A 20,580-nucleotide genomic window follows, 5' to 3' on the forward strand; every position below is an offset into this window, starting at 1 on the left:
CGGTCTAGGCTGGGGTCATGCTGTTCAGGTTGCCAGATGATGACACGCTCTATGCCGCGCTGATGGCGCGGGATGCGAGCTATGAGGGGCGGGCGCTGGTCTGCGTGCGCTCGACCGGGATTTTCTGTCGGCTTACCTGCCCGGCGCGCAAGCCGTTGCGTGAGAACTGCGAGTTCAGGGAGACGGCGCAGGCCTGCATCGAGGCGGGCTACCGGGCGTGCAAGCGGTGCAGACCGCTGGAGGCGCTGACCGATGACCTGACGGTGACGGCGCTGGTGGAGGCACTGGCCGCTGATCCGGCCCGCCGATGGACCGAGGCCGATGTGGCGTCGGAGGGTTATGACCCCTCCACGGTGCGGCGGGCCTTCAAGCGGGCCTTCGGCACGACCTTTCTGGAGATGGCACGGCAGCGGCGCTTGCTGGCGGGGCTTCAGGTGCTGGGCGAGGGCGGCAAGGTGATCGAGGCGCAGCATGATGCGGGGTTCGAGAGCGCCTCGGCCTTTCGGGCGGCCTTTGCGAAGATGCTCGGCGTGGCGCCCGGCAGCTTTGACCGAAAGCCGCTGCTGATGGCCGACTGGATCGACACGCCGCTTGGGCCGATGGTGGCGGTGAGCGATGCGCGGGCCTTGCACCTGCTCGAGTTCGTCGGGCGCAAGGCGCTGCCGCGCGAGTTGCAGCGGCTCCATGCCGGGGTGAAAGGCGCGCTGGGCTTTGGCCGCCCTGCGCCGACGAGCCAGGTGGCGGCGGAGCTGGGGCGGTTCTTTCGGGCCGAAAGCGCGCAGTTCGGGGTGCCGTTGGCGCTGCATGGCTCGGAGTTCACCCGGGAGGTCTGGGCCGCGCTGCGCGATATCCCGGCAGGGCAGACGCGGAGCTATGGCGAGGTGGCGCGGGCGATAGGGCGGCCCGATGCGGTGCGGGCCGTGGCGCGCGCGAACGGGGCGAACCAGATTGCGCTGGTGATCCCCTGTCACCGGGTGATCGGTGCCGATGGCAACCTGACAGGTTACGGCGGCGGGCTGTGGCGCAAGGAGCGGCTCATTGCGCTGGAGCGTGGGTTTGCGGCCCGCGCGGCCTAGTTGTTGCCGGCGTTGGGCCCGGCCAGATCGTTCTTGACCATCCAGCCCGCGAGCCGGGTCATCATCGTTCCCTGATCCTGCTGCTTAATCGCGCGGGGGCTGCGGCCCTCGATCTCGTCGACGAAGGCGGTCACGTAATCTTCCTGCGCGTCGTCGAGCCAGAAGAGCAGGCGGGTGAAGGCATTGAAGTTGTCGTGGATCTCTTCGATCTCGTAGCGGGTGCCGCCGTTCTCGGGCCGAAAGCTCTGGCGGGCCATCGAGCTGACGCCGCTGTCGGGCACGACGGAATGGGTGATGATCTCGCCCTCCGCGCTCTCGATCACCCGCTGTTTGTAGCCCATCTCGCGCGCGCAGGGCTCGAAGGTGGTTTCATCGGGGATGTTGGCGGTGAACCAGATCGGAAAGAAACCCTCATCATCAGGCTGGCCGCAGCGGTGGTGGCCTTTCGTTTCGCCCGGCTTCAGGATCATCGCGCCCTCCAGCGCTTCGGGCGCGACCGGCACCCATGTGCTGTGGGCGGTACGCAATGTGCGGGTGGGCAGGGCCATGAGCGCGGTGGGCAGGAGCCAGACCAGAAGGAACGTGCCCGCGAGGAAGGTCATGAACAGGCGGATGATCTGCCATTGCACATGCCGGTCGGCCAGCGCCGGGGCATCGGCATAAAGCGTCATCTCGCCTGTGGTGGCCAGCAGGCCGGTGAACATGAGGGCCATCGGCAGCGCCTCTGTCCACCCGGCGGGAAAGGTGACGTGGTGCCAGACCACGAAACCCGTCCAGAGTGTCATGACCACAAGCAGAGTGGCCGGGTCGGCCAACGGGGCGATGCCGGGCGCGAGCGCGGCGGAGAGGCCCGCGCCTAGGAGCGGCAGGGCCGAGAAAAGCGCAATGCGACGGCGCAGGCGCATCAGCCGGTAGGGCGCGTGATAGGACCAGAAGCTCTGATCGGACATCTCGGACATCGCGAGGCCTTTCGTTTCGGGGCTTCAAGATGGCGGACAGCGGGGGCGGCAATATGGCGGCGGCTTGGCAATTTTGTCCCCCCGGGTGCCGGCAACCTCATCGGCTTGGCATTGCCGGGCGGATGGCGGATAGTCGCGCCGAAGCATCAGGGAGGACGCCAATGGACATGCCGAAGAACACCTTCAAGGCCGCGATTGCGAAGGGCGAATTGCAGGTGGGCGTGTGGAACACGATCCCCGATCCGAGCGTGGTGGAGCTGCTTTCGGGCGCGGGGTTCGACTGGGTGCTGATCGACAGCGAGCATACGCCGGTGACGATTCCGGGGATGATGCCGCTGATGCAGGCCGCCGCTCCCTACCCGGTGAGCGCCATTGCGCGGCCCGGTTGGAATGACATGATCGAAATCAAGCGCCTGCTCGATCAGGGCGCGCAGACCCTGCTGATCCCCTATGTGCAAAGCGTGGAAGAGGCCGAGCTGGCCGTGCGCCACGTGCGCTACCCGCCCAAGGGCGTGCGCGGCGTGGGCGGCACCACGCGGGCCAGCCGCTACGGTGCGGTGAAGGATTACATCCAGAACGCCGAGAAGGAGATCTGCCTGCTTGTGCAGATCGAGACCGTGGAGGCGATGGCGCAGGCCGAGGAGATCGCGGCCGTCGACGGGGTGGATGGCATTTTCATCGGCCCGGCCGACTTTGCGGCCTCGATGGGCTACGCAGGGCAGCCGACGCACCCGGAGGTGAAGGCGGCCATTCTCGATGGCATCCGGCGGATCAAGGCGGCGGGCAAGGCGCCCGGCATCCTGACGCTGGACCCGACCTTTCAGGACGAGGCGCGGGAAGCGGGTGCGGTGTTCGTCGCCGTCACGCTGGACTCCTCGGTGCTGCGGGCTGGCGTGATCGCGGCGCGGGAACGGTTTGCGGGCTGAACTCTGGCGGTGAACTCGAACGGGCGGCTCATCCGCCCTTCGAGGCGTCTTCGCCCGTTGTTAACCGATGGTGTCAGGCCCGAGTTTGAGGACCACCGGCACCACCAGCTCCTCCTCGTCGGTCAGGTGACGGTCGAGCAGATTGCCGAGGCTTTCCAGAGATTTGGCGAAAGGGGCCACGCTGTCCTTGGCGTTGGCGCCCTCGGAGAGTTTGCCGAGGGACAGGTTGGCGGCATCGGCAAAGCCTGAAAGCGCCGGGTCGAGCTGCACGTGGTCGGCCTCCATCAGTTGAAAGCCGCGGGCGATCTCGGGGGCAGCTTTTTCGAGTAGCGGGAAGTAATGCGCATCCTCGATCTGGTGGTGACCGTGGAGCTGTTGCAGCAACATGCCGCCGAAACGGGGCAGGGCGGTGCCAAAGCGGGCGGGGTCTCCACCATCCAGCATGGTTTGGGTCTCGGTGTTCAGCGCCTCCAGCAGGCGGCGGAACATCAGGTGGCGGTCGAGCCAGAACTCCACCAGCCCGGCGAAATGCGGGTGCGCCTCCCATGTCTCGCGCGGGTAGTCGGCGAGGAGGACGCGCAGGGCGTCGGGCAGGTGGTCGCGGGTGCCGAGGGTGAGGTCGTTCATTCGGCGGAGCTAGCCCGTGCGCGGGCGAGTGCAAGCTGGTGCTGACGTTCGCGAAAGCGGGCGCGGTCGGCCTCGGAATATTCGCCGACGCAGGCCGGGCATTGGACGCCCTCTTCATACGCCGGCGCGGTGCGATCCGCCGCAGAAACGGGCCGCCCGCAGGCGTGGCAGAGCTGGTAGTCGCCCGGCTTAAGCCCGTGGCCGACCGAGACGCGCTGGTCAAAGACGTAGCATTCGCCCTGCCATGTGCTCTCGGCCTCCGGCACCTCTGCGAGATACTTCAGGATGCCGCCTTGAAGGTGAAACACCTCTTCGACACCCTGCGATTTCAGGTAGTTGGTGGATTTCTCGCAGCGGATGCCGCCGGTGCAGAACATGGCCACGCGCTTGCCCGTGAAGCGATCCTTGTTGGCCTCCCACCACGCGGGGAACTCGCCGAAGCTTGCGGTTTCGGGGTTCACCGCGCCCTCGAAGGTGCCGATGGCGACTTCGTAATCATTCCGTGTGTCTATCACCGCCACATCTGGGGCCTCGATGAGCGCATTCCACTCGGCGGGGGCGACATAGGTGCCGACCGAGGCGGTCGGGTCCACGCCCTCAACGCCCAAGGTGACGATCTCGCGTTTCAGGCGCACCTTCATCCGGCGGAAGGGCCGCTCGGGGGCCGTGCTCTCCTTCCACTCGAGATCGGCGCAGCCGGGCAGCGCTTTGATGTGTTCAATAAGCCGGTCGATGCCCGTGCGGGAGCCTGCCACGGTGCCGTTGATCCCCTCGGGTGCCAGCAAGAGCGAGCCGCAGAGGTCTTCGGCGTCGCAGAGCGCCTTGAGCGGCCCGCGCAGCGCGGCGGGGTCGGGGAAGGGGGCGAACTTGTAGAGGGCGGCGACGGTGAACATGCGGCGGGGCATAGCGCCCGCCGCCGCCCCGTGCAACGCTCAGAACTTCGAGGCGAAGCTCGCGAAGCTCTCGGCCCAGCCGCGCAGGAAGCTGCGGGTCTCTTCCCGCGTGATCTCACCGGCCTCGGAGAAGAACGCGCCATCGGTGCGCATGTAGACCTCCGGGTGGCCCATCACATGCATGCCCACGGCCACGCAGCGGGTGCGCATGTGCTGGGCGGCCACCGCGCCGCTGATCGCGCCGGGGGAGGCGGAGATCACGGCGCAGGGATTGCCGGGCCAAGTGGCCTTGCCCCAGGGCCGCGAGCCCCAGTCGAGCGCATTGGCGACGAAACCGGGCACATCGCGGTTGTATTCGGGCACGACGAAAAGGAAGGCGTCGACACTGTCGATCGCGTCCTTGAAGGCGGTGACCTCGGCGGGCGGCTCGGCCCAGAGATCGTCGTTGTAGTGGGGCAGGCTGCCGATCTCGATGGGGACAAACTCCATCAAGTCGGAGGCCATTCCGGCCACGGCCTCGGCCAGTTTGCGGTTGAGCGAGCCTGTCCGGAGGCTGCCGACGATCACGCCGATTTTCTTCATGGGTCTTTCCTTCTGCTTTATCCTCCCGCCCGCGCACTTGGCCCGTGGAGTTGCGAGGTCAACCCGGTGATTGACCCTCCGCGCCCCGCTGCTACCTTTCGCTCCAACCCAAAGGAGACCGCCCATGCCCGACAGCGCCCTCATCGTGATCGACGTGCAGAACGACTTTTGCCCCGGAGGCGCGCTGGCCGTGGAGGGCGGCGACCAGATCGTGCAGGGCATCAACGATCTGATGAGAGAGTTTCCGGCCGTTGTGCTGACGCAGGACTGGCACCCGGAGGGGCATTCGAGCTTTGCCACCAGCCACCCCGGCAAGGAGCCGTTCAGCATGATCGACATGCCCTATGGCCCGCAGGTGCTGTGGCCCGACCATTGCATTCAGGGCAGCGAGGGCGCGGCATTTCACGAGGGCCTGGACACGACCCGCGCCGACCTGATCGTGCGCAAGGGGTACAACCCGCGGATCGACAGCTACTCGGCCTTCTTCGAGAATGACCACACCACCCCGACCGGGCTGGAAGGCTATCTGCGCACGCGCGGGATCGAGAAGCTCACCATGGTGGGGCTGGCCACGGACTACTGCGTCAACTTTTCCGCCGTGGATGCCGCCAAGCTCGGTTTCACCGTGACCGTCCGCACCGATCTGAGCCGTGCCATCGACCTCGACGGCTCGCTCACGGCGGCGATGGAGGGGATGCGCGGGGCCGGTGTGGTGGTGGACTGAGCCGCGCGTGCTAGGTAGGGCTGCACCCAGTCTGTAGAACCGCCGAAGAGGCCCCATGACCGATACACCCCAGCTTGACGAGGCCAGCTTTCGTGCGCCCGATCCGGGCCAGCTCTTTCCGACGCAGCACAGCAGCCATCCGGCGCGGATCTTGCTGCTTTACGGGTCGCTGCGCGAAACCGCCTATTCGCGGCTGATGGTGGAAGAGGCGGCTCGGGTGCTGGAGAAGCTGGGCTGCGAGGCCCGCATCTACGACCCCTCCGGCCTGCCGCTGCCCGACGATGCGCCGGTGGATCACCCCAAAGTGGCCGAGCTGCGCGATCTGGTGATGTGGTGCGAAGGCATGGTCTGGTCGTCGCCCGAGCGGCACGGCACCATGACCGGCATCCTGAAGAACCAGGTGGATTGGATCCCGCTCTCGCCGATCGGCGGGGTGCGCCCCACGCAGGGCAAGACGCTGGCGCTGATGCAGGTTTCGGGCGGGAGCCAGAGCTTCAACTCGGTGAACCAGATGCGGATTCTGGGCCGCTGGATGCGCTTGCTGACCATCCCCAACCAAAGCTCCGTACCGCGCGCCTGGACCGAGTTCGAGAACGGGCGGATGAAAAAGTCGCCGTTCTACAACCGGATGGTCGATGTGTTGGAGGAACTGGTGCGCTTTACCCTGTTGACCCGCGACATCAAGGATCACCTTGTGGACCGCTACTCGGAACGGGTGGAGACCCGCGAGGAGCTTTCAGCCCGGGTGAACCTGAAGGACGCGACCTGAGCGCCGCTGGACTTCACCCGCCCCCCTTGCTTTAACCACCCGGCACCACCCCGGAGGACCAGATGGTCGACATCGCCAGCCGCGTCTACAATCACAAGTGGAAGATCGACCCTATCGTGCGGTCGCTCATCGACACGGATTTCTACAAACTGCTGATGTGCCAGTCGGTGTTTCGCAACCGGCCCGACACGCAGGTGACGTTCAGCCTGATCAACCGGACCAAATCGGTGCCGCTGGCCAAGCTGATCGACGAGGGGGAACTGCGCGAGCAGCTCGACCATATCCGCTCGCTATCGCTGACGCGGGGCGAGAGCACATGGCTGCGGGGCAACACGTTTTACGGCAAGCGCCAGATGTTCCGGCCGGACTTCATGGAATGGTTCGAGGGGTTGCGGCTGCCCGCCTATCACCTTGAGCGGGTGGGCGACCAATATGAGCTGACTTTTGAAGGCTCGTGGCCCGAGGTGATGCTCTGGGAGATTCCGGCGCTGGCGGTGCTGATGGAGTTGCGGGGCCGCGCCGTGCTCAACGAGATGGCCCGCTTCGAGCTTCAGGTGCTGTATGCCCGCGCGATGACCAAGCTGTGGGAAAAGATCGAGCGGCTGCGCGAGGTTGAAGGCCTGCGGCTGGCGGACTTCGGCACGCGGCGACGGCACTCCTTCTTGTGGCAGGACTGGTGCGTGCGGGCGATGGTGGAAGGGCTGGGCGACAAGTTCACCGGCACCTCCAACTGCCTGATCGCCAAGAACCGCGACCTCGAAGCCATCGGTACCAACGCCCATGAGCTGCCGATGGTCTATGCCGCCTTGGCCGAGGATGATGCCGCGCTGGCCCGCGCGCCCTATGACGTGCTGAGCGACTGGCACGAGGAGCATGACGGCAACCTGCGGATCATCTTGCCCGACACCTATGGCACCGAGGGATTCTTGGAGCGCGCGCCGGACTGGCTGGCGGGCTGGACCGGCATCAGGATCGACTCGGGCGACCCGGCGGAGGGCGCCGAGGTGGCGATCAACTGGTGGAAGTCGCGCGGCGAAGACCCGACGAAGAAGCTGGTGATTTTCTCCGACGGGCTCGACGTGGAAAAGATCGAGGAGCTGGCGGCACAGTTCCGGGGCCGCGTGCGGGTTTCCTTCGGGTGGGGCACGCTTCTGACCAATGACTTCCGGGGCCTGACGCCGGGCGATGCGCTGGCGCCGTTCAGCCTTGTGTGCAAGGCGGTGGAGGCCAACGGGCGACCGACGGTGAAGCTCTCAGACAACCCGCGCAAGGCGATGGGGCCGAAAGAGGAGATCGCGCGTTACAAGCGGGTCTTTGACGTGGGCGCGCAGGACGCCATGGAGGTCGTGGTTTGACCGATACCTATTCGCTGGGCCTGCTGATTTCGCTGGCCGTGGGGCTTGTTGTCACGGGCGCCGTGGCCGGGGTGCTGGCCGGGCTTCTGGGCGTGGGCGGCGGCATCGTGATCGTGCCGGTGCTGTTCTGGCTGTTCGACTGGCTGGGCGTGCCTGATGCGGTGGCGATGCATGTGGCCGTTGCCACCTCGCTGGCCACGATCATCCCGACCTCGATCAGCTCGGCCCGGTCGCACCACAAGAAGGGCGCGATCGACGCGGCGCTGCTCAAGAGTTGGGCGCCGCTGATCTTTCTGGGCGCGCTGGCGGGCGGGCTGCTCTCGAAGGTGATTGCCTCGACCGGGCTGACGCTGATCTTTGGCGTCATCGCGCTGCTGGTGGCGATCAACATGGCGCTCCCCAAGAAGATCGTGCTGGCCGGTGATCTGCCGAAGGGGCCGGTGGCGCGGGGGCTGGTGCCCGGCTTTATCGGGGTCTTCTCGGCGCTGATGGGGATCGGGGGCGGCACGCTCTCGGTGCCGACGCTGACGGCTTTCTCCTTCCCGGTACACCGGGCGGTGGGGACGGCGGCGGCCTTTGGCCTCGTGATCGCGGTGCCGGCTGTCTTTGGTTTCATTCTGTCGGGCTGGGGCGTACCGCTGCGGCCGCCCTATTCGCTGGGCTATGTCTCGATCCCGGCGGCTGTGCTGATCTTTTCGGCCTCGGTCTTTACCGCGCCAGTGGGGTCGAACATCGCGCACAGGCTCAATCCGGCGCGGCTGAAGCTGGCCTTTGCGGCGTTTCTGTTTCTGTCGGCGATCAAGATGCTCTGGTCGGCGCTGGGGTAAAGTTTAGCGGAAGGCAGAGACCCTAGTCGGGGTCGACCTTGCCGCGCAGGGCTTTGACCTCGCCCCGCACCTTCTTGGCTTTCAGGCGGCGCTTCTTGGAGCCGAGTGTGGGCCGCGTGGGGATGCGCTTTTTCGGCTTTTCCAGCGCCTTGCGGATCAACTCAGCCAGCCGTTCGCGGGCCAGTTCGCGGTTGCGGGCCTGTGAGCGGGTGTCCTGCACCAGTAGCAGCACCTCGCCCGCGTCCGTCCACCTGCGCCCGGCGACGCGCCGCAGGCGGGTCTTGACCGGCGGCGGCAAGTTGGGGGAATTGGCGGCGGCAAAACGCAGCTCGACGGCGGTGCTCACCTTGTTCACGTTTTGCCCGCCCGGGCCCTGCGCGGTGGTGAACACCTCGGCAAGCTCCCAGTCTTCTATGGTGATCTGATCGTTGATCCGGATCGGCATGGCTCTTTCCTACCGCCGCGGCGGGGCAATCAAAAGGGCCGCCCCGGATGACGGAGCGGCCCTGTCGAACTGTTTTGGAGGCGAGGTCCGGTTAGACCCTCGGCCAAAGGCGACTTTCACGTCGCAGGGGTTGCCCTACGCGTGAACCTCCGCCGTTGTCCCGACACCTCTCTCCAATGTAGCTCTCGACACTGGATCACCTCCTTTCAGCTGTTTCAAAAACGCAAGTTCAGCGTGAATCGGAAGTGTGCACCTGTCAAACTTTTTATGCGCGGGCCAGATTTGCGGTGATCAGGCGGAAGGGGATGAGGGCGAGGGCGGCCAGCGCCAGCTTCACGCCCCAGTCGGCCACCGCGAGCGAGACCCAGAGCGGGGCCTCGGGGCCCTTGCCCAGAAGGGGAACGGCGCCTTGCGCCCAGTCAGGCACGGCTGCGGGCTCGAGGCCGTTGAAGGTGGCGGCGAAGGCGATGGAGAAGAAAATCACCGTGTCGACGGTGCTTCCGACCAGCGTGGACCCGAGCGGCGCTTGCCACCATGCCCGCGCACGCATCCGGTCAAACACCGCAACGTCCAACAATTGGGCAGAAAGAAAAGCGAGGCCGGAACCGAGCGCCACCCGCAGCGTGACCAGCGGGCCGAACTCGCCCTGGATCTGCGAGCCGACGAAGGAGCAGGCGACGCCGACGATGAAGCCCGCGATCACCACCTTGCGGGCGGTGGGGGCGCCGTAGAGGCGGTTCATCGTGTCGGTCACGAGGAAGGCGACGGGGTAGGTCAGCGCGCCCCAGGTCAGCCATTCACCCAGAAGGTGCTGGACGAGAATGTTGGAAGCCACCACGACGGCGGCCATGGCGAGAACGCCAATGATGAGGTTGGTTTTCATTGTATGGCCCGTTTTAGCAAGGTGGTCGGGGACTTGGCCCCGCACCGTGCGGGACGGCGGCTTCTAACGCTGGCCCGAGGGCTTGGCAAGCCTTCAGTCGGGCAGCAGGACTTCGACGATCTCGCTGCGCTGGTAGCCCTTGAAGTTGTCGTCGGAGACCATGACCGCCCGAAGTTGGCCGCCCGCATCGCGCCAAAGCGAGAGGCCTTCAAGGTTGCCGTGGGTCAGCGGGTTGGTCTCGTAGAGCACCTCTGAGGGCCAGATCTTGCCGATCATCTCATGGCGGGTGATGCGGCTGGAAAACCCGTAGCCGGTGAAGTGACGCCAGAGCAGGGTGAGGCGGCCCTTGTCATCGAAATCCGCGCCAACGGGGAGCCACTCGCCCTGCCGCTCTACCGCGCCGGCCTTCGCCCATGCGCCATCGGCGTAGCGATAGACAGGGAAGGGCCTTGAGTAGCTGCCGGAGCGTTCGGGCAGGGTGTAGAGCGCGCCTTCGGCGTCGATCGCGAGGGCCTCGAGCGCGGAGTTTCTCTGCATGTTCTTGAAGTCGGGGTGGCGGGGGAGCCATGCCGCCTCGCCGCCCTCCATGATGTCGTCGCCCCGGTAGGTCCAGACCCGGTGGTAGCCCTCGAAGGAAATGTAGAAACGGCCATTGGCCCGACGTGCCAGCCCTTCGGCATCGCTCTCATAACCATCGACGAGGTGGCCATCGGGGTCGATCAGGCGGGCGTGCCGCTCGACCTCCAGCCCGGTCAGCTTGCCGCTTTCGTTGCGGATGAGGCGGCCTTCGGCCAAAGCGGCGCGGTCGGAGAGCGCCCAGAAGCGGGTGCCATCGTCGGACACCTCGATGCCGGAAAACCCGCCAAAGCGGGCGGCCTCATCGGAGGCGCCGAGGCTCACCGACACCACGCGCCCGCTCTGGCCCGCCGCGAGGGCGAGGCCGGTGCAGAGCGCGAGGGCGGTGAGGCTCAGTCCGAGTTTAGAACGCCGACGCATGAGCGGGGCAGGTCAGCCATGGTGAAATCGCGCGGGTGCTTCTTGCGCGGTGCGGCCTTCTTGGGGGTGCCAGCCTTTACCTTTGGCGGGTTCAGATAGTCGGTCACCCACCACTGGAGGGTTTCATCGCAGCCGTCTCCGCCCTTGGAAAGTTCATCGACGGTGGGCTGCTGGGTGACGCACTCGCGCGAGCCGCGCGGGCACTTCAGCCGAACGTGGAAGTGATAATGGTGCCCGTAGAGCGGGCGGATCTTTTGCAGCCATTTCTTGTCACGCCGCTTGGCCCGCTCGCAGAGGAAGATCTTGACCGGGGGCGTGACAAAGATGCGGTCGACCGCCGGGTCGCGGGCGGCGAGTTCGAGCATGGCGGCGTGGGCGCCTGTCCAGTTGCCGTTGACCGAGCGCTGATCGTTCGAGCGCACCGAGATGGCCGAGATGTTCTCGCGCGCATTGCGCGACAGGCCGAGGCTCTTGGGCTTGTTCATCCAGATGTCGATATCCAGCCCGATCTGGTGGCTTGAGTGGCCGGAGGTCATCGGGCCGCCGCGGGGTTGCGAGATGTCGCCGATGTAGAGGCCGGGCCAGCCGAACTTGCGCACGCCGGCGGAGAGCCGCTCGATAAAGGCGATGGTTTCGGGGTGGCCCCAGTTGCGGTTGCGCGAGAGGCGCATGGCCTGCCAAGTCGGCCCGGTTTCGGGCAGTTCGACAAGGCCTGCCGCGCAGCCTTTGGAGTAGAAGCCGATCGAAGAGGGCTTTTGCCGGGAGCCATCGGGATGCGACCCGAAGAGCCTGTTGGCCTTTTGCTGCGCCTCGGCGGGCGCAGGCGCCAGCGCGGGCAAAAGAGCCGTTGCGAGGGCGAGGGAAAGAGTGGTGATTGCTGCTCGGATCATCATTGCGTTTCTGCTCCGTCCGGTTTGACCCAGACTAGCAGAACGAGGCCGATAATGAAGAGGGCGATCAGCGGCGAGACCCCAAGTTGCTGTGATCCGGTGAGGGCCGTGGCGACCCCGATGGAGAGGGGCGCGATGAAGGAGGTGGCCTTGCCCGCCAGCGCGTAGAGACCGAAGGCCTCGGTCATTCGCGCCGGGTTGGCCTGCCGCACCATCATGGTGCGCGACGCGGCCTGAAGCACCCCGCCCGCCGCGCCGATTACCGCGCCGAGGAAGTAGAAGGCGAGGTCGGGCAGCTGGCTCTCGGGTCCCACGGGCATGAAGAACACGCTTTCGCGGCTGACCATGACGACCGAGACCGCAACCGCCGTGAGCACCAGAACGCAGGTGACGATCACCGGCTTGGGGCCGAAGGCGGTATCAGCCCGCCCACCGATCCAGGCGAAGACCGCGCCTGTGATGATGGCGAGGATGCCGAAGATGCCGGTTTGAACCACGGACCAGCCGAGCACGCCCGCAGCATAGATGCCGCCAAATGTGTACATGCCGTTGAGCGCGTCGCGGTAGAACATCGAGGAGGTCAGGTAAGCCAGCAGCGAGGGCGTGCGGGGCAGGTTGCGGATGGTGCCGCCGAGGCCTTTCAGCGCCGCTTTCACCGCGCCCTTGGAGGGCCGGTCGCGGCGCGGGTCACGGACCCAGAGGAAGAAGGGCACCATGAAGACAATGTACCAGATCGCGGTGAGCGGCCCCACGGCGCGGGTGCCTTCGCGGGTCTCCGGATCGAGTCCGAAGAGTGGCGAAAGGCCCGCCATGGTTTTGCCGGTGGTCGGGCTTTCGGCCAGAAACACCAGCATGATCACCAGCGCGAAGAGCCCGCCCACGTAGCCGAAGGCCCAGCCGTTGCCGGAGATGCGGCCGATCTCCTCCCGCGTGCCGAGGTCGGGCAGCATGGAGTTGGTGAAGATCGTTGCGAACTCCATCCCGATCAGACCGATGGCGAAGAGCACGAGGGTGCGGGTGAGGTCAAAATCTTGCGGCGAGGCGAACCAGATGCCCCAGGCCCCGACGACGTAGAGCACAGAGAACAGCCAGACCCAGCGCACCCGCTTGCCGGAGGTGTCGGCCATTGCACCGAGGATGGGTGCGAGGAGCGCGATGACGATGCCCGCGGCCCCCACGCCGAAGCCCCATGCCGCCTGCGCCCGGCTGCCATCACCCAACACCGAGTTCACGTAGGGCGCGAAGATGAAGGTGAGCAGGAGAGTGTTGTAGGGCTGGCTGGCCCAGTCGAAGAAGAACCACCCCCATATGCGTTTTTTCGCCGAAATCTCTGCCATGCTCACGCCCCCTCGTCCGGCCTCATAGAGCATTGAAGCGGGGCATGGCGCAACTGTGCATTGCGGGGCGGGCGGCGCTTGAATAATGTGGCGAAAAACCGAGCAGAGTGGCCGATGTTTCGTCCGATCAACCTGATAATTCTGGCCGTCCTCGTGGCGGGTGTCGCGCTTGTGGCGCGGGAGACCATGCGCCGGGGCAGTGGCGGCGAGGATGCCGTCGCGGTCGCCGAGCAGGTTGTCATCGGGCGCACCTACCGGGTGGATGGCGGCTTTGTGCAGCGCACCGGCAAGGTGCCGGAGGTGGCCTTCCAGATCATCCTGCCCAAGCGGCCCGAGCAGACCCATGCCATCAGCGTCGAGGAACTGCCCGAGGGCGGCGTGGTGCAGTTCAACTTCCGGGCCGAGGACGAGAGCTTCATGGAGAGCCTCTTTCTGGCGCCGATCCGCATTCCGATGGCCGATATGAATGAGCGGCTTGCCGCGATCGGCCCCAAGCTGGCCGAACAGGGGCCGGCGCTGTTGCAGCAGAAGTTCGAGGAGGTCACTGCCGAGCCGGTGCGCGAGGTGCGCGTGGGGCCGGGCGAGGGCTACCTGGCGGTTGAACTCGTTGGCACCTATCTCGATCCGCGTGACGAGGCCCGCTACACCTACCGGTTCATCGCCATGCCGGACCCGGAGCGCGCCGAGAGCCTCTATGCGGTGAGCCATGTGAACAAGGCGCATCTCGATATTGCGGGCGGCGACTTCTCGGTCAGCCTGACCGGCAAGGCGCTCTCCACCCTGCGCCTCACCGCGCCGCCCGTAGAGCCGCAGGCACAGGACAGCGCGGCCACCGAATAGCCCCGGGCACGGGCGAGCAAGGGGCTTTCCCTCACGGCAGATGCCCGCGTAAGGTGGGCGCATTCGATTTCAAACACGGATGCCTTTGCACATGCCGCGCTTTTCCGCTCTCCTCATGGCTCTTACACTCGCCAGCCCGCTTGCCGCACAGTCCCAAGCCGGGGCGCAGGGCGAGGCGCTTGGCGGCTTCCAGCTCGATCTAGGGGCACCGCAGGAGGTGGTGGCGGGAGAGACCTTCAAGGCCGATGCGGAGTATCTGGGCAAGCACGGCAAGCCTGACGCCGCGCCCTTCGTGGTGGTGGTGCCGCTCGCCGGTGATGGCAGCTACCAGAGCCGGATCGTGCAGACCCCGCAGACCGGGCTGGTGAAGTTCGTGTTTTCGACCGAGGGCGGCGGGCTGATCGAGGCGGTCACCTTCTCGGAGCTTTCGCTGCCGATGGCGGACGATGAGGAGCCGCGCCTGAATTACCTGATGGAGATCATGAGCGCGCTTGTGGTGCCGGGCCTCGTGGAAGGCAAGGCGGACGCGAGCCGGACGAATACGCGCAAGGTCGAGATCGGCGGCAAGACGGCGGTCGAGATCTTCGGCACCTACACCGATGCGGATTACGGCAAGATCCACTGGCGCCTGCTGGGCCTGCCAAACGCCGAGGCGGAGGCGGGTGTGGTGGCGCTGGCGCAGATCGCGGAGGAGGCGGTTCCGATCACCTCCCCCGATGATTTTCCAGCCTCGCTGAGCGGGCGGCTGCTGGAGAGCTTCAGCTTCGAGTGACGCCCGGAGTGCTTCAGAGCGCTTCGAGGGCCAGCGCGATGCCTTGGCCGCCGCCGATGCACATGGTCACCAGCGCGCGCTTTCCACCTGTTCTTTCAAGCTCGTAGAGGGCCTTCACGGTGATGATCGCGCCGGTTGCGCCGACCGGGTGGCCAAGGGCGATGGCGCCGCCGTTTGGGTTGACCTTCGCCCCGTCGAGCCCGAGGCCGCGGTTGACGGCGATGGCCTGTGCGGCGAAGGCCTCGTTACTTTCGATCACGTCGAAATCATCCACGCTGAGGCCGGTGCGGGCGCAGAGGGCCTGCACGGCGGGCACGGGGCCGATGCCCATGACATGGGGGCTGACGCCCGCGTGGGCATAGCCGATGACGCGGGCGCGGGGCTTGAGGCCGGCCTTCTCGGCGGCCTCGGCGCGGGCCAGCACGATGGCTGCTGCACCGTCGTTGATGCCGGAGGCGTTGCCCGCCGTGACCGTGCCGTCCTTCTGGAAGGCGGGGCGCAGGGCGGCGAGTTTCTCGGCGGAGGTGGCCTTGGGGTGCTCGTCGGTGGCGAAGGGGACCATCTCGCGCTTCACCTTGATCTCCACGGGCACGATCTGGCTTGCGAAGCGGCCCTCGGCGATGGCCGCCGCTGCGCGGGTCTGGCTTTCGAGCGCGAAATTGTCCTGATCGGCGCGGCTGACCTGATGTTCGGCGGCGACGTTCTCTGCCGTCACACCCATGTGGCCAGTGCCGAAGGGGCAGTTGAGCGCGCCGAGCATCATGTCGAGGCTCTTGATATCGCCCATCTTCTGGCCCCAGCGGGCCTCTGGCATGATGTAGGGCGAGCGGCTCATGCTCTCGGCGCCGCCGGCGATGGCGAAGTCGGCATCGCCAAGCGCCAGCGCCTGCGTGGCCGAGACGATGGCCTGCGCGCCGGAGCCGCAGAGGCGGTTGACGTTCATCGCCGGGGTGCTCTCGGGGATGCCGGCATCCATCGCGGCGATGCGGCTCAGATACATGTCGCGCGGCTCGGTGTTGATCACGTGGCCGTAGACCACATGGCCGATCTGCCCCGGCTCCACGCCGGAACGGGCCATCGCCTCGCGCGCCACGGTGGCGCCGAGCGCGCTGGGAGCGGTGGCGGCGAGCGCCCCGCCGAAGGTGCCGATCGCGGTGCGGGCACCGTCGAGAATCACGATATCGTCCATGGGGGCCTCCTCTGCCGTTGCCGGAAGTGTAGCCCCCTCGGGCCAACGGGCAACCGGGGGAGCGTGCGCCGGGGGTTGAGGGCCGCAACGTCAGATGGTTGAGTTCGGCCCGACACCCCCCGGAAAGGAATCCCCATGCCTGTCAGCGCCGTCATCTTCGACATCGGCAACGTGCTCATCGAGTGGAACCCCGAGCGGTTCTATGACGCCGAGATCGGGCGGGAGCGGCGGGAGCGGCTCTTTGCCGAGGTGGACCTGCACGGGATGAACGACCGGGTGGACCGGGGTGAGACCTTCAGGGACATGGTGATGGAATGCGCGGAGGCGAACCCGGACTGGACGCCCGAGATCACCCTTTGGCATGACCGCTGGATCGAGATGGCGCAGCCAGCCATCGACCATTCGGTGCGCCTGCTGCGCGCGCTCCGGGCGGGCGGTGTGCCCGTGTTCGCATTGTCGAACTTCGGCATCCAGAGTTTCGAGCTAGGCGAGAGCCACTACCCGTTTCTAGCCGAGTTCGACCGGCGCTATATTTCCGGCCATATGAAGATGGCCAAGCCGGACCCCGAGATTTACGCCGCCGTTGAGGCCGATTGCGGCGTGGCGCCCGAGGCGCTGCTGTTTGCCGATGACCGGGCCGACAACATTGCGATGGCCAAATCGCGCGGCTGGCAGACCCACCTCTTCGAGGGGCCGGAGGGGTTTGCCGAACGGCTGGTGGCCGAGGGCTTGCTCTCCGGGGAGGCGGCAAGATGACCACACCGAAGTTTATAACTTATGAACAGGGCGAGGCGGCGCTGAACTGGCTGGGCCTGACCGATGCGCTGGCCGAGGGGCACAGGCTGCCCAAGGCGGAAATCGAAGATATCTTCCTTTACCGGGGCGATGACACGCTGCTGAGCCGGGCAGCGTGGATCGACGGGCTGGGCTCTCTGGTGAAGACGGCGACGATCTTCCCTGGCAATGCGCCCGAGCGACCGGCGGTGAACGGCTCGGTCACGCTCTATTCTGACACCACGGGCGAGGCGGAAGCCTTCGTGGACTTCCATCTCGTGACCAAGTGGAAGACCGCCGGAGACAGCCTGCTGGCCGCCCGGCGGCTGGCACGGCCAGAGAGCCGGAAGATCCTGATCTTGGGTGCGGGCGCGGTTTCGGCTTCGCTGATCGAGGCCTATTCGGCGGGCTTTCCCGGTGCGGAATTCACGCTGTGGAACCGCACGGCGGGGCGGGCGGCGCAGCTGGCGGAGGAGACCGGCGCGCGGGTGGCGCAGGATCTGGAGGCGGCGGTGGGCGAGGCCGATATCATCGCCACGGCGACCATGAGCACAGAGCCGGTGCTGAAGGGCGCGTGGTTGCAGCCGGGACAGCATGTGGACCTGATCGGCGCCTACCGGCCCGACATGCGGGAGGCCGATGGCGAGGTGCTCAAGCGCGCCCGGCTCTTTGTGGACAGCCGCGACACAACGGTTGGCCACATTGGCGAGTTGAAGGACCCGATTGCGCGGGGGGTGATCTCGGAAGCCGATATCGTGGCCGATTACTACGAGCTCGACGCCTTCAGGCGGGAGAGCGACGAGGAGATCACGGTGACCAAGAACGGCGGCGGCGCACATCTGGACCTGATGACGGCGCGGCACATTCTGAGCCGGGTGGGGGCGTGAGCCTCTGGCTCTGGGTCCTTGCCGGGGCCTGCCTTGGCCTCATCGCGCCACCGCTCATTGCGTGGCTCATGTGCCGCTCGCGCCGCGCCGCGCGGGAGGGGCTGAGCGGCAAGGGGCTGCGGCTCACCGACGGGCTGACCCATGTGACGGTGGACGGGCTGGAGGGCCGCCCGGTGGCGGCGCTGGTCCACGGGCTGACCACGCCCTCATGGGTGTTCGACGCCATCGCGGCAGGGCTGGTGGTGCAGGGCTGGCGCGTGGTGCGGCACGACCTCTGGGGCCGGGGCGGCTCGGCGATGCCGGGCAAGCCGCAGGACCGGGCGCTGTTTGTGCGGCAGCTCGCCGAGGTGATCGAGGCCGAGGCGGGCGAGGGGCCCGTGCTTCTGGTGGGCTACTCGATGGGCGCGGCGATTTCGGCCGCCTATGCAGAGGCTTACCCGGGCCGGGTGCGGGGGCTTGCGCTGCTCACCCCCGCCGGGCTGGGCCACCGGCTCGACAGGTTCACAAGGTTCTGCGCCGCCACCCCGCTGGTTGGAGACTGGCTCTGGGCGACATTCTCGGGGATCGGGATGCGCCGGCAGTCGCGGCAGGCGGCGGCGCGGCAGGGCCCGTCTTCGACCGAGAACATGCAGGCCCGGATGGCGCTGGAAACCCGCACGCGGGGCTACCGGCGGGCGGTGCTTTCATCGCTGCGGCACATGCTGGCTGAAGACATGGCGCCGACGCTGAAGGCGCTTGATGAGCGCGGCCTGCCGATGCTGGTGGTTTGGGGCGGGGAGGACGGGCTGATTGGGCCGCGCCCCGCGAAAAAGCTCGCCCGCGTGGCGCCGGGGGCCGTGCAGACCACGGTGGAGGCGGCAGGCCACGGGTTGCCCCACACGCATCCGCGCGAGGTGCTCAAGGCGCTGACCGGCTTTGCTGCCGGGCTTTAGCGGTAGGCGGATTTGCAGGCCCCGGAGCGGGGCGCAAGGGCGCAGGCGCGGGTGTAGAGCGCATCGGCGCGGGCCTTGCTGGGGCGGGTGCCGGGGGCGCCATCGCGGTAGATATTGCCCTCCATGAAGCAGCCCCAGGCCGCGCCATTGGCGCAGGCATCGGTGTAGGTTTTCAGCTGGCAGGCAGGGGCGGTGGCGCGGGACGGGCGGGTGCCCGGGCGCCAGTCGCCATTTCGGGCGGTGGCAGCTGCGTTGACGCAGGCGTTGGCGTTGCCGAGCGCGCAGGCGCGGGCGTAGAGCGGGTAGGCGAACTGGCTCTCTTCCTCGATCGGCGCGGCGGTTTGCATTGCGTTGGCGAGGTTGAAGCAGGAGGACTGGTCGCCTTTCAGGCATTTGTTCAGGCAGGCGTTGGGCTTGCGGGCGCAGCTCTTGTCGCTCCGGTAGCGGGTGGTGGAGGCGCGGTAGAGCGCACCGGGGCATTGGTCGAGGGTCTGCACGAAGGCCGGGTCCTTGGCAATGCGCAGCAGCACGGTGCGCATCGGCTGGGGCTGGGCGCGGGCCCAAGAGAGGGTATCATCCGTGCGGGCGGGGAGGGGGCTGAGGAGCAGGAGAGCGGCGGCGAGAAGCGTGCGGATCAAGCGGCAAGTCCTTGTGGCGGCGTGCGGTTTTCGCGGATCGGCAGGTGCACGAGCGCCGAGAAGGCGCCGACGCCGACACCGATCCACCAGACCATCGTATAGTCGCCATAGATGTCATACATCCGCCCGCCGAGCCAAACGCCGATGAAGCTGCCGAGCTGGTGCGAGAAGAACACGATGCCGTAGAGCGTGCCCATGTAGCGCAGCCCGTAGATGTGGGCGACGAGGCCCGAGGTGAGCGGCACGGTTGCCAGCCAGAGCGAGCCCATGAGGACCGAGAAGATCAGCACCGTGGCGGGCGTGATCGGGAAGAGGATGAATGCCCCTGCGATGATCGTGCGGGCCGTGTAGATGCCTGCGAGCAGGTATTTCTTGGTGTAGCGCTTGCCGGCCCAGCCGGCCGCGAGGGTGCCTGCGATATTGGCCAGCCCGATGAGCGAGATCGCCACGGCGCCGAGGGCGGAGGTGGTGGAGATGCCCAGGCCTGCGAGCATGCCGCCCGCTTGGATCGGCGAGCACATCTCGGCCACCAGCGCCGGGAAGTGGGCGGTGACGAAAGCGAGCTGGTAGCCGCAGGAGAAGAAGCCGAGGAAGATCAGGGTGAAGGACGGGTCTTTCGCCGCGCGGACGAGAACCTGGCCGATGGTCTCTTCGAGCTCCGCCTTGGTGGCGGCTTGGGGCGAGCGCATCATCGGCAGCACCGCGAGCACGGCGAGGATGGCGGCGGCGAAGACGAGGAAGACCTCCTGCCAGCTCATGTAACCCAGCATCCACTCGGCAAGCGGCGCGCCAAAGACCTGCCCTGCCGAGCCAGCCGCGGTGGCAATGGCGAGGGACATGGAGCGGTTGTCGTCCGATGAGGCGCGGCCCACCACTGCGAGGATCACCCCGAAACCTGTGCCCGCGACGCCGAAACCCACAAGGATTTCAAGCAATTGGTGCTGGAGCGGTGACACGGCGACGGAACTCAGCACGAGGCCCACTGCGTAGAGCACCGCGCCCATGATGATCGCCTTCCGGTCGCCGATCTTTTCGGCAATCGCGCCGAAGATGGGCTGGCCGATGCCCCAGGCGAGGTTCTGGATTGCGATGGCGAGGGAGAACTCGGCGCGGGGCCAGTTGAACTCTTCGGCGATGGGAATCTGGAACACCCCGAAGCTCGCCCGGATGGCGAAACCGACGAGGATGACGAGGCAGCCGCCGATCAGGACCGGGGTGAGGAGGGGGGTGCGGGTTTCCATGGCGGTAAGTTGAACCTG

The 20,580-nt window shown here is 66.9% G+C and carries 23 protein-coding genes; 11 read left to right on the top strand and 12 right to left on the bottom strand.

Annotated elements, in window-relative coordinates; translation table 11 throughout:
- Positions 1-17: 17 nt before the first annotated feature.
- Complete coding sequence (locus KUV38_RS20080; protein WP_222471991.1) at positions 18-1,076, top strand: bifunctional transcriptional activator/DNA repair enzyme AdaA; 1,059 nt, start codon at positions 18-20, stop codon at positions 1,074-1,076.
- On the opposite strand, the gene KUV38_RS20085 is transcribed toward KUV38_RS20080, so the two are convergent.
- Entirely contained in the window at positions 1,073-2,026 is a 954-nt protein-coding gene (locus tag KUV38_RS20085) for a hypothetical protein (RefSeq protein WP_222471992.1), read from the bottom strand. The two genes, KUV38_RS20080 and KUV38_RS20085, sit on opposite strands and share 4 nt — an antisense overlap.
- A 170-nt stretch (positions 2,027-2,196) precedes the next feature.
- Here KUV38_RS20085 and KUV38_RS20090 point away from each other — a divergent pair, with 170 nt between their 5' ends.
- Positions 2,197-2,961: an HpcH/HpaI aldolase family protein gene (locus tag KUV38_RS20090; RefSeq protein ID WP_222471993.1), complete on the top strand. Its 765-nt coding sequence runs from the start codon at positions 2,197-2,199 to the stop codon at positions 2,959-2,961.
- 60 nt (positions 2,962-3,021) lie between these two features.
- On the opposite strand, the gene KUV38_RS20095 is transcribed toward KUV38_RS20090, so the two are convergent.
- Genes KUV38_RS20095 through KUV38_RS20105 form a run of 3 tightly spaced genes read right to left on the bottom strand, consistent with a single transcriptional unit; the run spans position 3,022 to position 5,063 of the window.
- On the bottom strand, positions 3,022-3,588 hold the full coding sequence (locus KUV38_RS20095; RefSeq protein WP_222471994.1) for a hemerythrin domain-containing protein: 567 nt from the start codon (positions 3,586-3,588) through the stop codon (positions 3,022-3,024).
- The gene (locus tag KUV38_RS20100; protein ID WP_222472143.1) at positions 3,585-4,481 is read right to left on the bottom strand and encodes a rhodanese-related sulfurtransferase; all 897 of its coding nucleotides are present in this window, start codon (positions 4,479-4,481) and stop codon (positions 3,585-3,587) included. Before KUV38_RS20100 ends, KUV38_RS20095 begins: the two co-directional genes overlap by 4 nt.
- Before the next feature lie 39 nt (positions 4,482-4,520).
- Complete coding sequence (locus tag KUV38_RS20105; protein ID WP_222471995.1) at positions 4,521-5,063, bottom strand: NADPH-dependent FMN reductase; 543 nt, start codon at positions 5,061-5,063, stop codon at positions 4,521-4,523.
- 124 nt (positions 5,064-5,187) lie between these two features.
- Between KUV38_RS20105 and pncA the strand changes: the two genes are divergently transcribed.
- The 4 genes from pncA (at position 5,188) to KUV38_RS20125 (ending at position 8,738) form a co-directional block, all read left to right on the top strand.
- Positions 5,188-5,787, top strand: coding sequence for a bifunctional nicotinamidase/pyrazinamidase (gene pncA / locus KUV38_RS20110; protein ID WP_222471996.1), 600 nt, complete (start codon positions 5,188-5,190; stop codon positions 5,785-5,787).
- A gap of 55 nt (positions 5,788-5,842) precedes the next feature.
- Positions 5,843-6,556, top strand: a complete 714-nt coding sequence (gene arsH, locus KUV38_RS20115; RefSeq protein ID WP_222471997.1) for an arsenical resistance protein ArsH — start codon at positions 5,843-5,845, stop codon at positions 6,554-6,556.
- A gap of 62 nt (positions 6,557-6,618) precedes the next feature.
- A complete protein-coding gene (gene pncB, locus KUV38_RS20120) occupies positions 6,619-7,911 on the top strand; it encodes a nicotinate phosphoribosyltransferase (protein WP_222471998.1) in 1,293 nt (430 codons plus the stop codon).
- Complete coding sequence (locus KUV38_RS20125) at positions 7,908-8,738, top strand: sulfite exporter TauE/SafE family protein (RefSeq protein ID WP_222471999.1); 831 nt, start codon at positions 7,908-7,910, stop codon at positions 8,736-8,738. The genes pncB and KUV38_RS20125 overlap by 4 nt, the downstream gene beginning before the upstream one ends.
- 22 nt (positions 8,739-8,760) lie before the next feature.
- On the opposite strand, the gene arfB is transcribed toward KUV38_RS20125, so the two are convergent.
- The 5 genes from arfB to KUV38_RS20150 all read right to left on the bottom strand — a co-directional run bounded on the left by arfB (position 8,761) and on the right by KUV38_RS20150 (position 13,289).
- Positions 8,761-9,183 (bottom strand): alternative ribosome rescue aminoacyl-tRNA hydrolase ArfB, encoded by a 423-nt coding sequence (arfB, locus tag KUV38_RS20130; RefSeq protein ID WP_222472000.1) that lies wholly within the window; start codon positions 9,181-9,183, stop codon positions 8,761-8,763.
- A 265-nt stretch (positions 9,184-9,448) separates the two neighbouring features.
- Complete coding sequence (locus KUV38_RS20135; protein WP_222472001.1) at positions 9,449-10,066, bottom strand: queuosine precursor transporter; 618 nt, start codon at positions 10,064-10,066, stop codon at positions 9,449-9,451.
- A gap of 93 nt (positions 10,067-10,159) precedes the next feature.
- Positions 10,160-11,062: an esterase-like activity of phytase family protein gene (locus KUV38_RS20140; RefSeq protein ID WP_222472002.1), complete on the bottom strand. Its 903-nt coding sequence runs from the start codon at positions 11,060-11,062 to the stop codon at positions 10,160-10,162.
- A complete protein-coding gene (gene mepA, locus KUV38_RS20145) occupies positions 11,035-11,952 on the bottom strand; it encodes a penicillin-insensitive murein endopeptidase (protein ID WP_222472144.1) in 918 nt (305 codons plus the stop codon). Before mepA ends, KUV38_RS20140 begins: the two co-directional genes overlap by 28 nt.
- A complete protein-coding gene (locus KUV38_RS20150; RefSeq protein ID WP_222472003.1) occupies positions 11,952-13,289 on the bottom strand; it encodes an MFS transporter in 1,338 nt (445 codons plus the stop codon). The genes mepA and KUV38_RS20150 overlap by 1 nt, the downstream gene beginning before the upstream one ends.
- 114 nt (positions 13,290-13,403) lie before the next feature.
- Between KUV38_RS20150 and KUV38_RS20155 the strand changes: the two genes are divergently transcribed.
- A complete protein-coding gene (locus KUV38_RS20155) occupies positions 13,404-14,129 on the top strand; it encodes a hypothetical protein (protein ID WP_222472004.1) in 726 nt (241 codons plus the stop codon).
- A 115-nt stretch (positions 14,130-14,244) separates the two neighbouring features.
- Positions 14,245-14,901, top strand: a complete 657-nt coding sequence (locus KUV38_RS20160) for a hypothetical protein (RefSeq protein WP_222472005.1) — start codon at positions 14,245-14,247, stop codon at positions 14,899-14,901.
- Between the two features lie 13 nt (positions 14,902-14,914).
- Here KUV38_RS20160 and KUV38_RS20165 read toward each other — a convergent pair whose 3' ends face one another.
- Positions 14,915-16,090, bottom strand: coding sequence for an acetyl-CoA C-acyltransferase family protein (locus KUV38_RS20165; RefSeq protein ID WP_222472006.1), 1,176 nt, complete (start codon positions 16,088-16,090; stop codon positions 14,915-14,917).
- A 135-nt stretch (positions 16,091-16,225) separates the two neighbouring features.
- On the opposite strand from KUV38_RS20165, the gene KUV38_RS20170 reads away from it, so the two are divergent.
- Genes KUV38_RS20170 through KUV38_RS20180 form a run of 3 tightly spaced genes read left to right on the top strand, consistent with a single transcriptional unit; the run spans position 16,226 to position 18,683 of the window.
- Entirely contained in the window at positions 16,226-16,846 is a 621-nt protein-coding gene (locus KUV38_RS20170; protein ID WP_222472007.1) for an HAD family hydrolase, read from the top strand.
- Complete coding sequence (locus KUV38_RS20175; protein ID WP_222472008.1) at positions 16,843-17,751, top strand: ornithine cyclodeaminase family protein; 909 nt, start codon at positions 16,843-16,845, stop codon at positions 17,749-17,751. Before KUV38_RS20170 ends, KUV38_RS20175 begins: the two co-directional genes overlap by 4 nt.
- Complete coding sequence (locus KUV38_RS20180; RefSeq protein ID WP_222472009.1) at positions 17,748-18,683, top strand: alpha/beta fold hydrolase; 936 nt, start codon at positions 17,748-17,750, stop codon at positions 18,681-18,683. The genes KUV38_RS20175 and KUV38_RS20180 overlap by 4 nt, the downstream gene beginning before the upstream one ends.
- On the opposite strand, the gene KUV38_RS20185 is transcribed toward KUV38_RS20180, so the two are convergent.
- Together KUV38_RS20185 and KUV38_RS20190 are read right to left on the bottom strand one after the other, a co-directional pair.
- On the bottom strand, positions 18,680-19,321 hold the full coding sequence (locus KUV38_RS20185) for a hypothetical protein (RefSeq protein WP_222472010.1): 642 nt from the start codon (positions 19,319-19,321) through the stop codon (positions 18,680-18,682). The genes KUV38_RS20180 and KUV38_RS20185 overlap by 4 nt on opposite strands.
- Positions 19,318-20,562 (bottom strand): MFS transporter, encoded by a 1,245-nt coding sequence (locus KUV38_RS20190; RefSeq protein WP_222472011.1) that lies wholly within the window; start codon positions 20,560-20,562, stop codon positions 19,318-19,320. The genes KUV38_RS20185 and KUV38_RS20190 overlap by 4 nt, the downstream gene beginning before the upstream one ends.
- Between the last annotated feature and the right edge of the window lie 18 nt (positions 20,563-20,580).

Origin of the sequence: Vannielia litorea (assembly GCF_019801175.1) — a bacterium.
GTDB classification, from domain to species: Bacteria; Pseudomonadota; Alphaproteobacteria; order Rhodobacterales; family Rhodobacteraceae; genus Vannielia; species Vannielia litorea_B.

What these genes read in the sequence shown, in the direction of transcription:
- arsH (WP_222471997.1), top strand. Translation starts at nt 5,843, where the DNA reads ATGACCGATACACCCCAGCTTGACGAGGCCAGCTTTCGTGCGCCCGAT.
- KUV38_RS20100 (WP_222472143.1), bottom strand. Translation starts at nt 4,481, where the DNA reads ATGTTCACCGTCGCCGCCCTCTACAAGTTCGCCCCCTTCCCCGACCCC.
- KUV38_RS20090 (WP_222471993.1), top strand. Translation starts at nt 2,197, where the DNA reads ATGGACATGCCGAAGAACACCTTCAAGGCCGCGATTGCGAAGGGCGAA.
- KUV38_RS20150 (WP_222472003.1), bottom strand. Translation starts at nt 13,289, where the DNA reads ATGGCAGAGATTTCGGCGAAAAAACGCATATGGGGGTGGTTCTTCTTC.
- pncA (WP_222471996.1), top strand. Translation starts at nt 5,188, where the DNA reads ATGCCCGACAGCGCCCTCATCGTGATCGACGTGCAGAACGACTTTTGC.
- KUV38_RS20080 (WP_222471991.1), top strand. Translation starts at nt 18, where the DNA reads ATGCTGTTCAGGTTGCCAGATGATGACACGCTCTATGCCGCGCTGATG.
- KUV38_RS20175 (WP_222472008.1), top strand. Translation starts at nt 16,843, where the DNA reads ATGACCACACCGAAGTTTATAACTTATGAACAGGGCGAGGCGGCGCTG.
- KUV38_RS20190 (WP_222472011.1), bottom strand. Translation starts at nt 20,562, where the DNA reads ATGGAAACCCGCACCCCCCTCCTCACCCCGGTCCTGATCGGCGGCTGC.
- KUV38_RS20105 (WP_222471995.1), bottom strand. Translation starts at nt 5,063, where the DNA reads ATGAAGAAAATCGGCGTGATCGTCGGCAGCCTCCGGACAGGCTCGCTC.
- arfB (WP_222472000.1), bottom strand. Translation starts at nt 9,183, where the DNA reads ATGCCGATCCGGATCAACGATCAGATCACCATAGAAGACTGGGAGCTT.
- KUV38_RS20165 (WP_222472006.1), bottom strand. Translation starts at nt 16,090, where the DNA reads ATGGACGATATCGTGATTCTCGACGGTGCCCGCACCGCGATCGGCACC.
- mepA (WP_222472144.1), bottom strand. Translation starts at nt 11,952, where the DNA reads ATGATCCGAGCAGCAATCACCACTCTTTCCCTCGCCCTCGCAACGGCT.
- KUV38_RS20160 (WP_222472005.1), top strand. Translation starts at nt 14,245, where the DNA reads ATGGCTCTTACACTCGCCAGCCCGCTTGCCGCACAGTCCCAAGCCGGG.
- KUV38_RS20155 (WP_222472004.1), top strand. Translation starts at nt 13,404, where the DNA reads ATGTTTCGTCCGATCAACCTGATAATTCTGGCCGTCCTCGTGGCGGGT.
- KUV38_RS20085 (WP_222471992.1), bottom strand. Translation starts at nt 2,026, where the DNA reads ATGTCCGATCAGAGCTTCTGGTCCTATCACGCGCCCTACCGGCTGATG.
- KUV38_RS20140 (WP_222472002.1), bottom strand. Translation starts at nt 11,062, where the DNA reads ATGCGTCGGCGTTCTAAACTCGGACTGAGCCTCACCGCCCTCGCGCTC.
- pncB (WP_222471998.1), top strand. Translation starts at nt 6,619, where the DNA reads ATGGTCGACATCGCCAGCCGCGTCTACAATCACAAGTGGAAGATCGAC.
- KUV38_RS20095 (WP_222471994.1), bottom strand. Translation starts at nt 3,588, where the DNA reads ATGAACGACCTCACCCTCGGCACCCGCGACCACCTGCCCGACGCCCTG.
- KUV38_RS20170 (WP_222472007.1), top strand. Translation starts at nt 16,226, where the DNA reads ATGCCTGTCAGCGCCGTCATCTTCGACATCGGCAACGTGCTCATCGAG.
- KUV38_RS20135 (WP_222472001.1), bottom strand. Translation starts at nt 10,066, where the DNA reads ATGAAAACCAACCTCATCATTGGCGTTCTCGCCATGGCCGCCGTCGTG.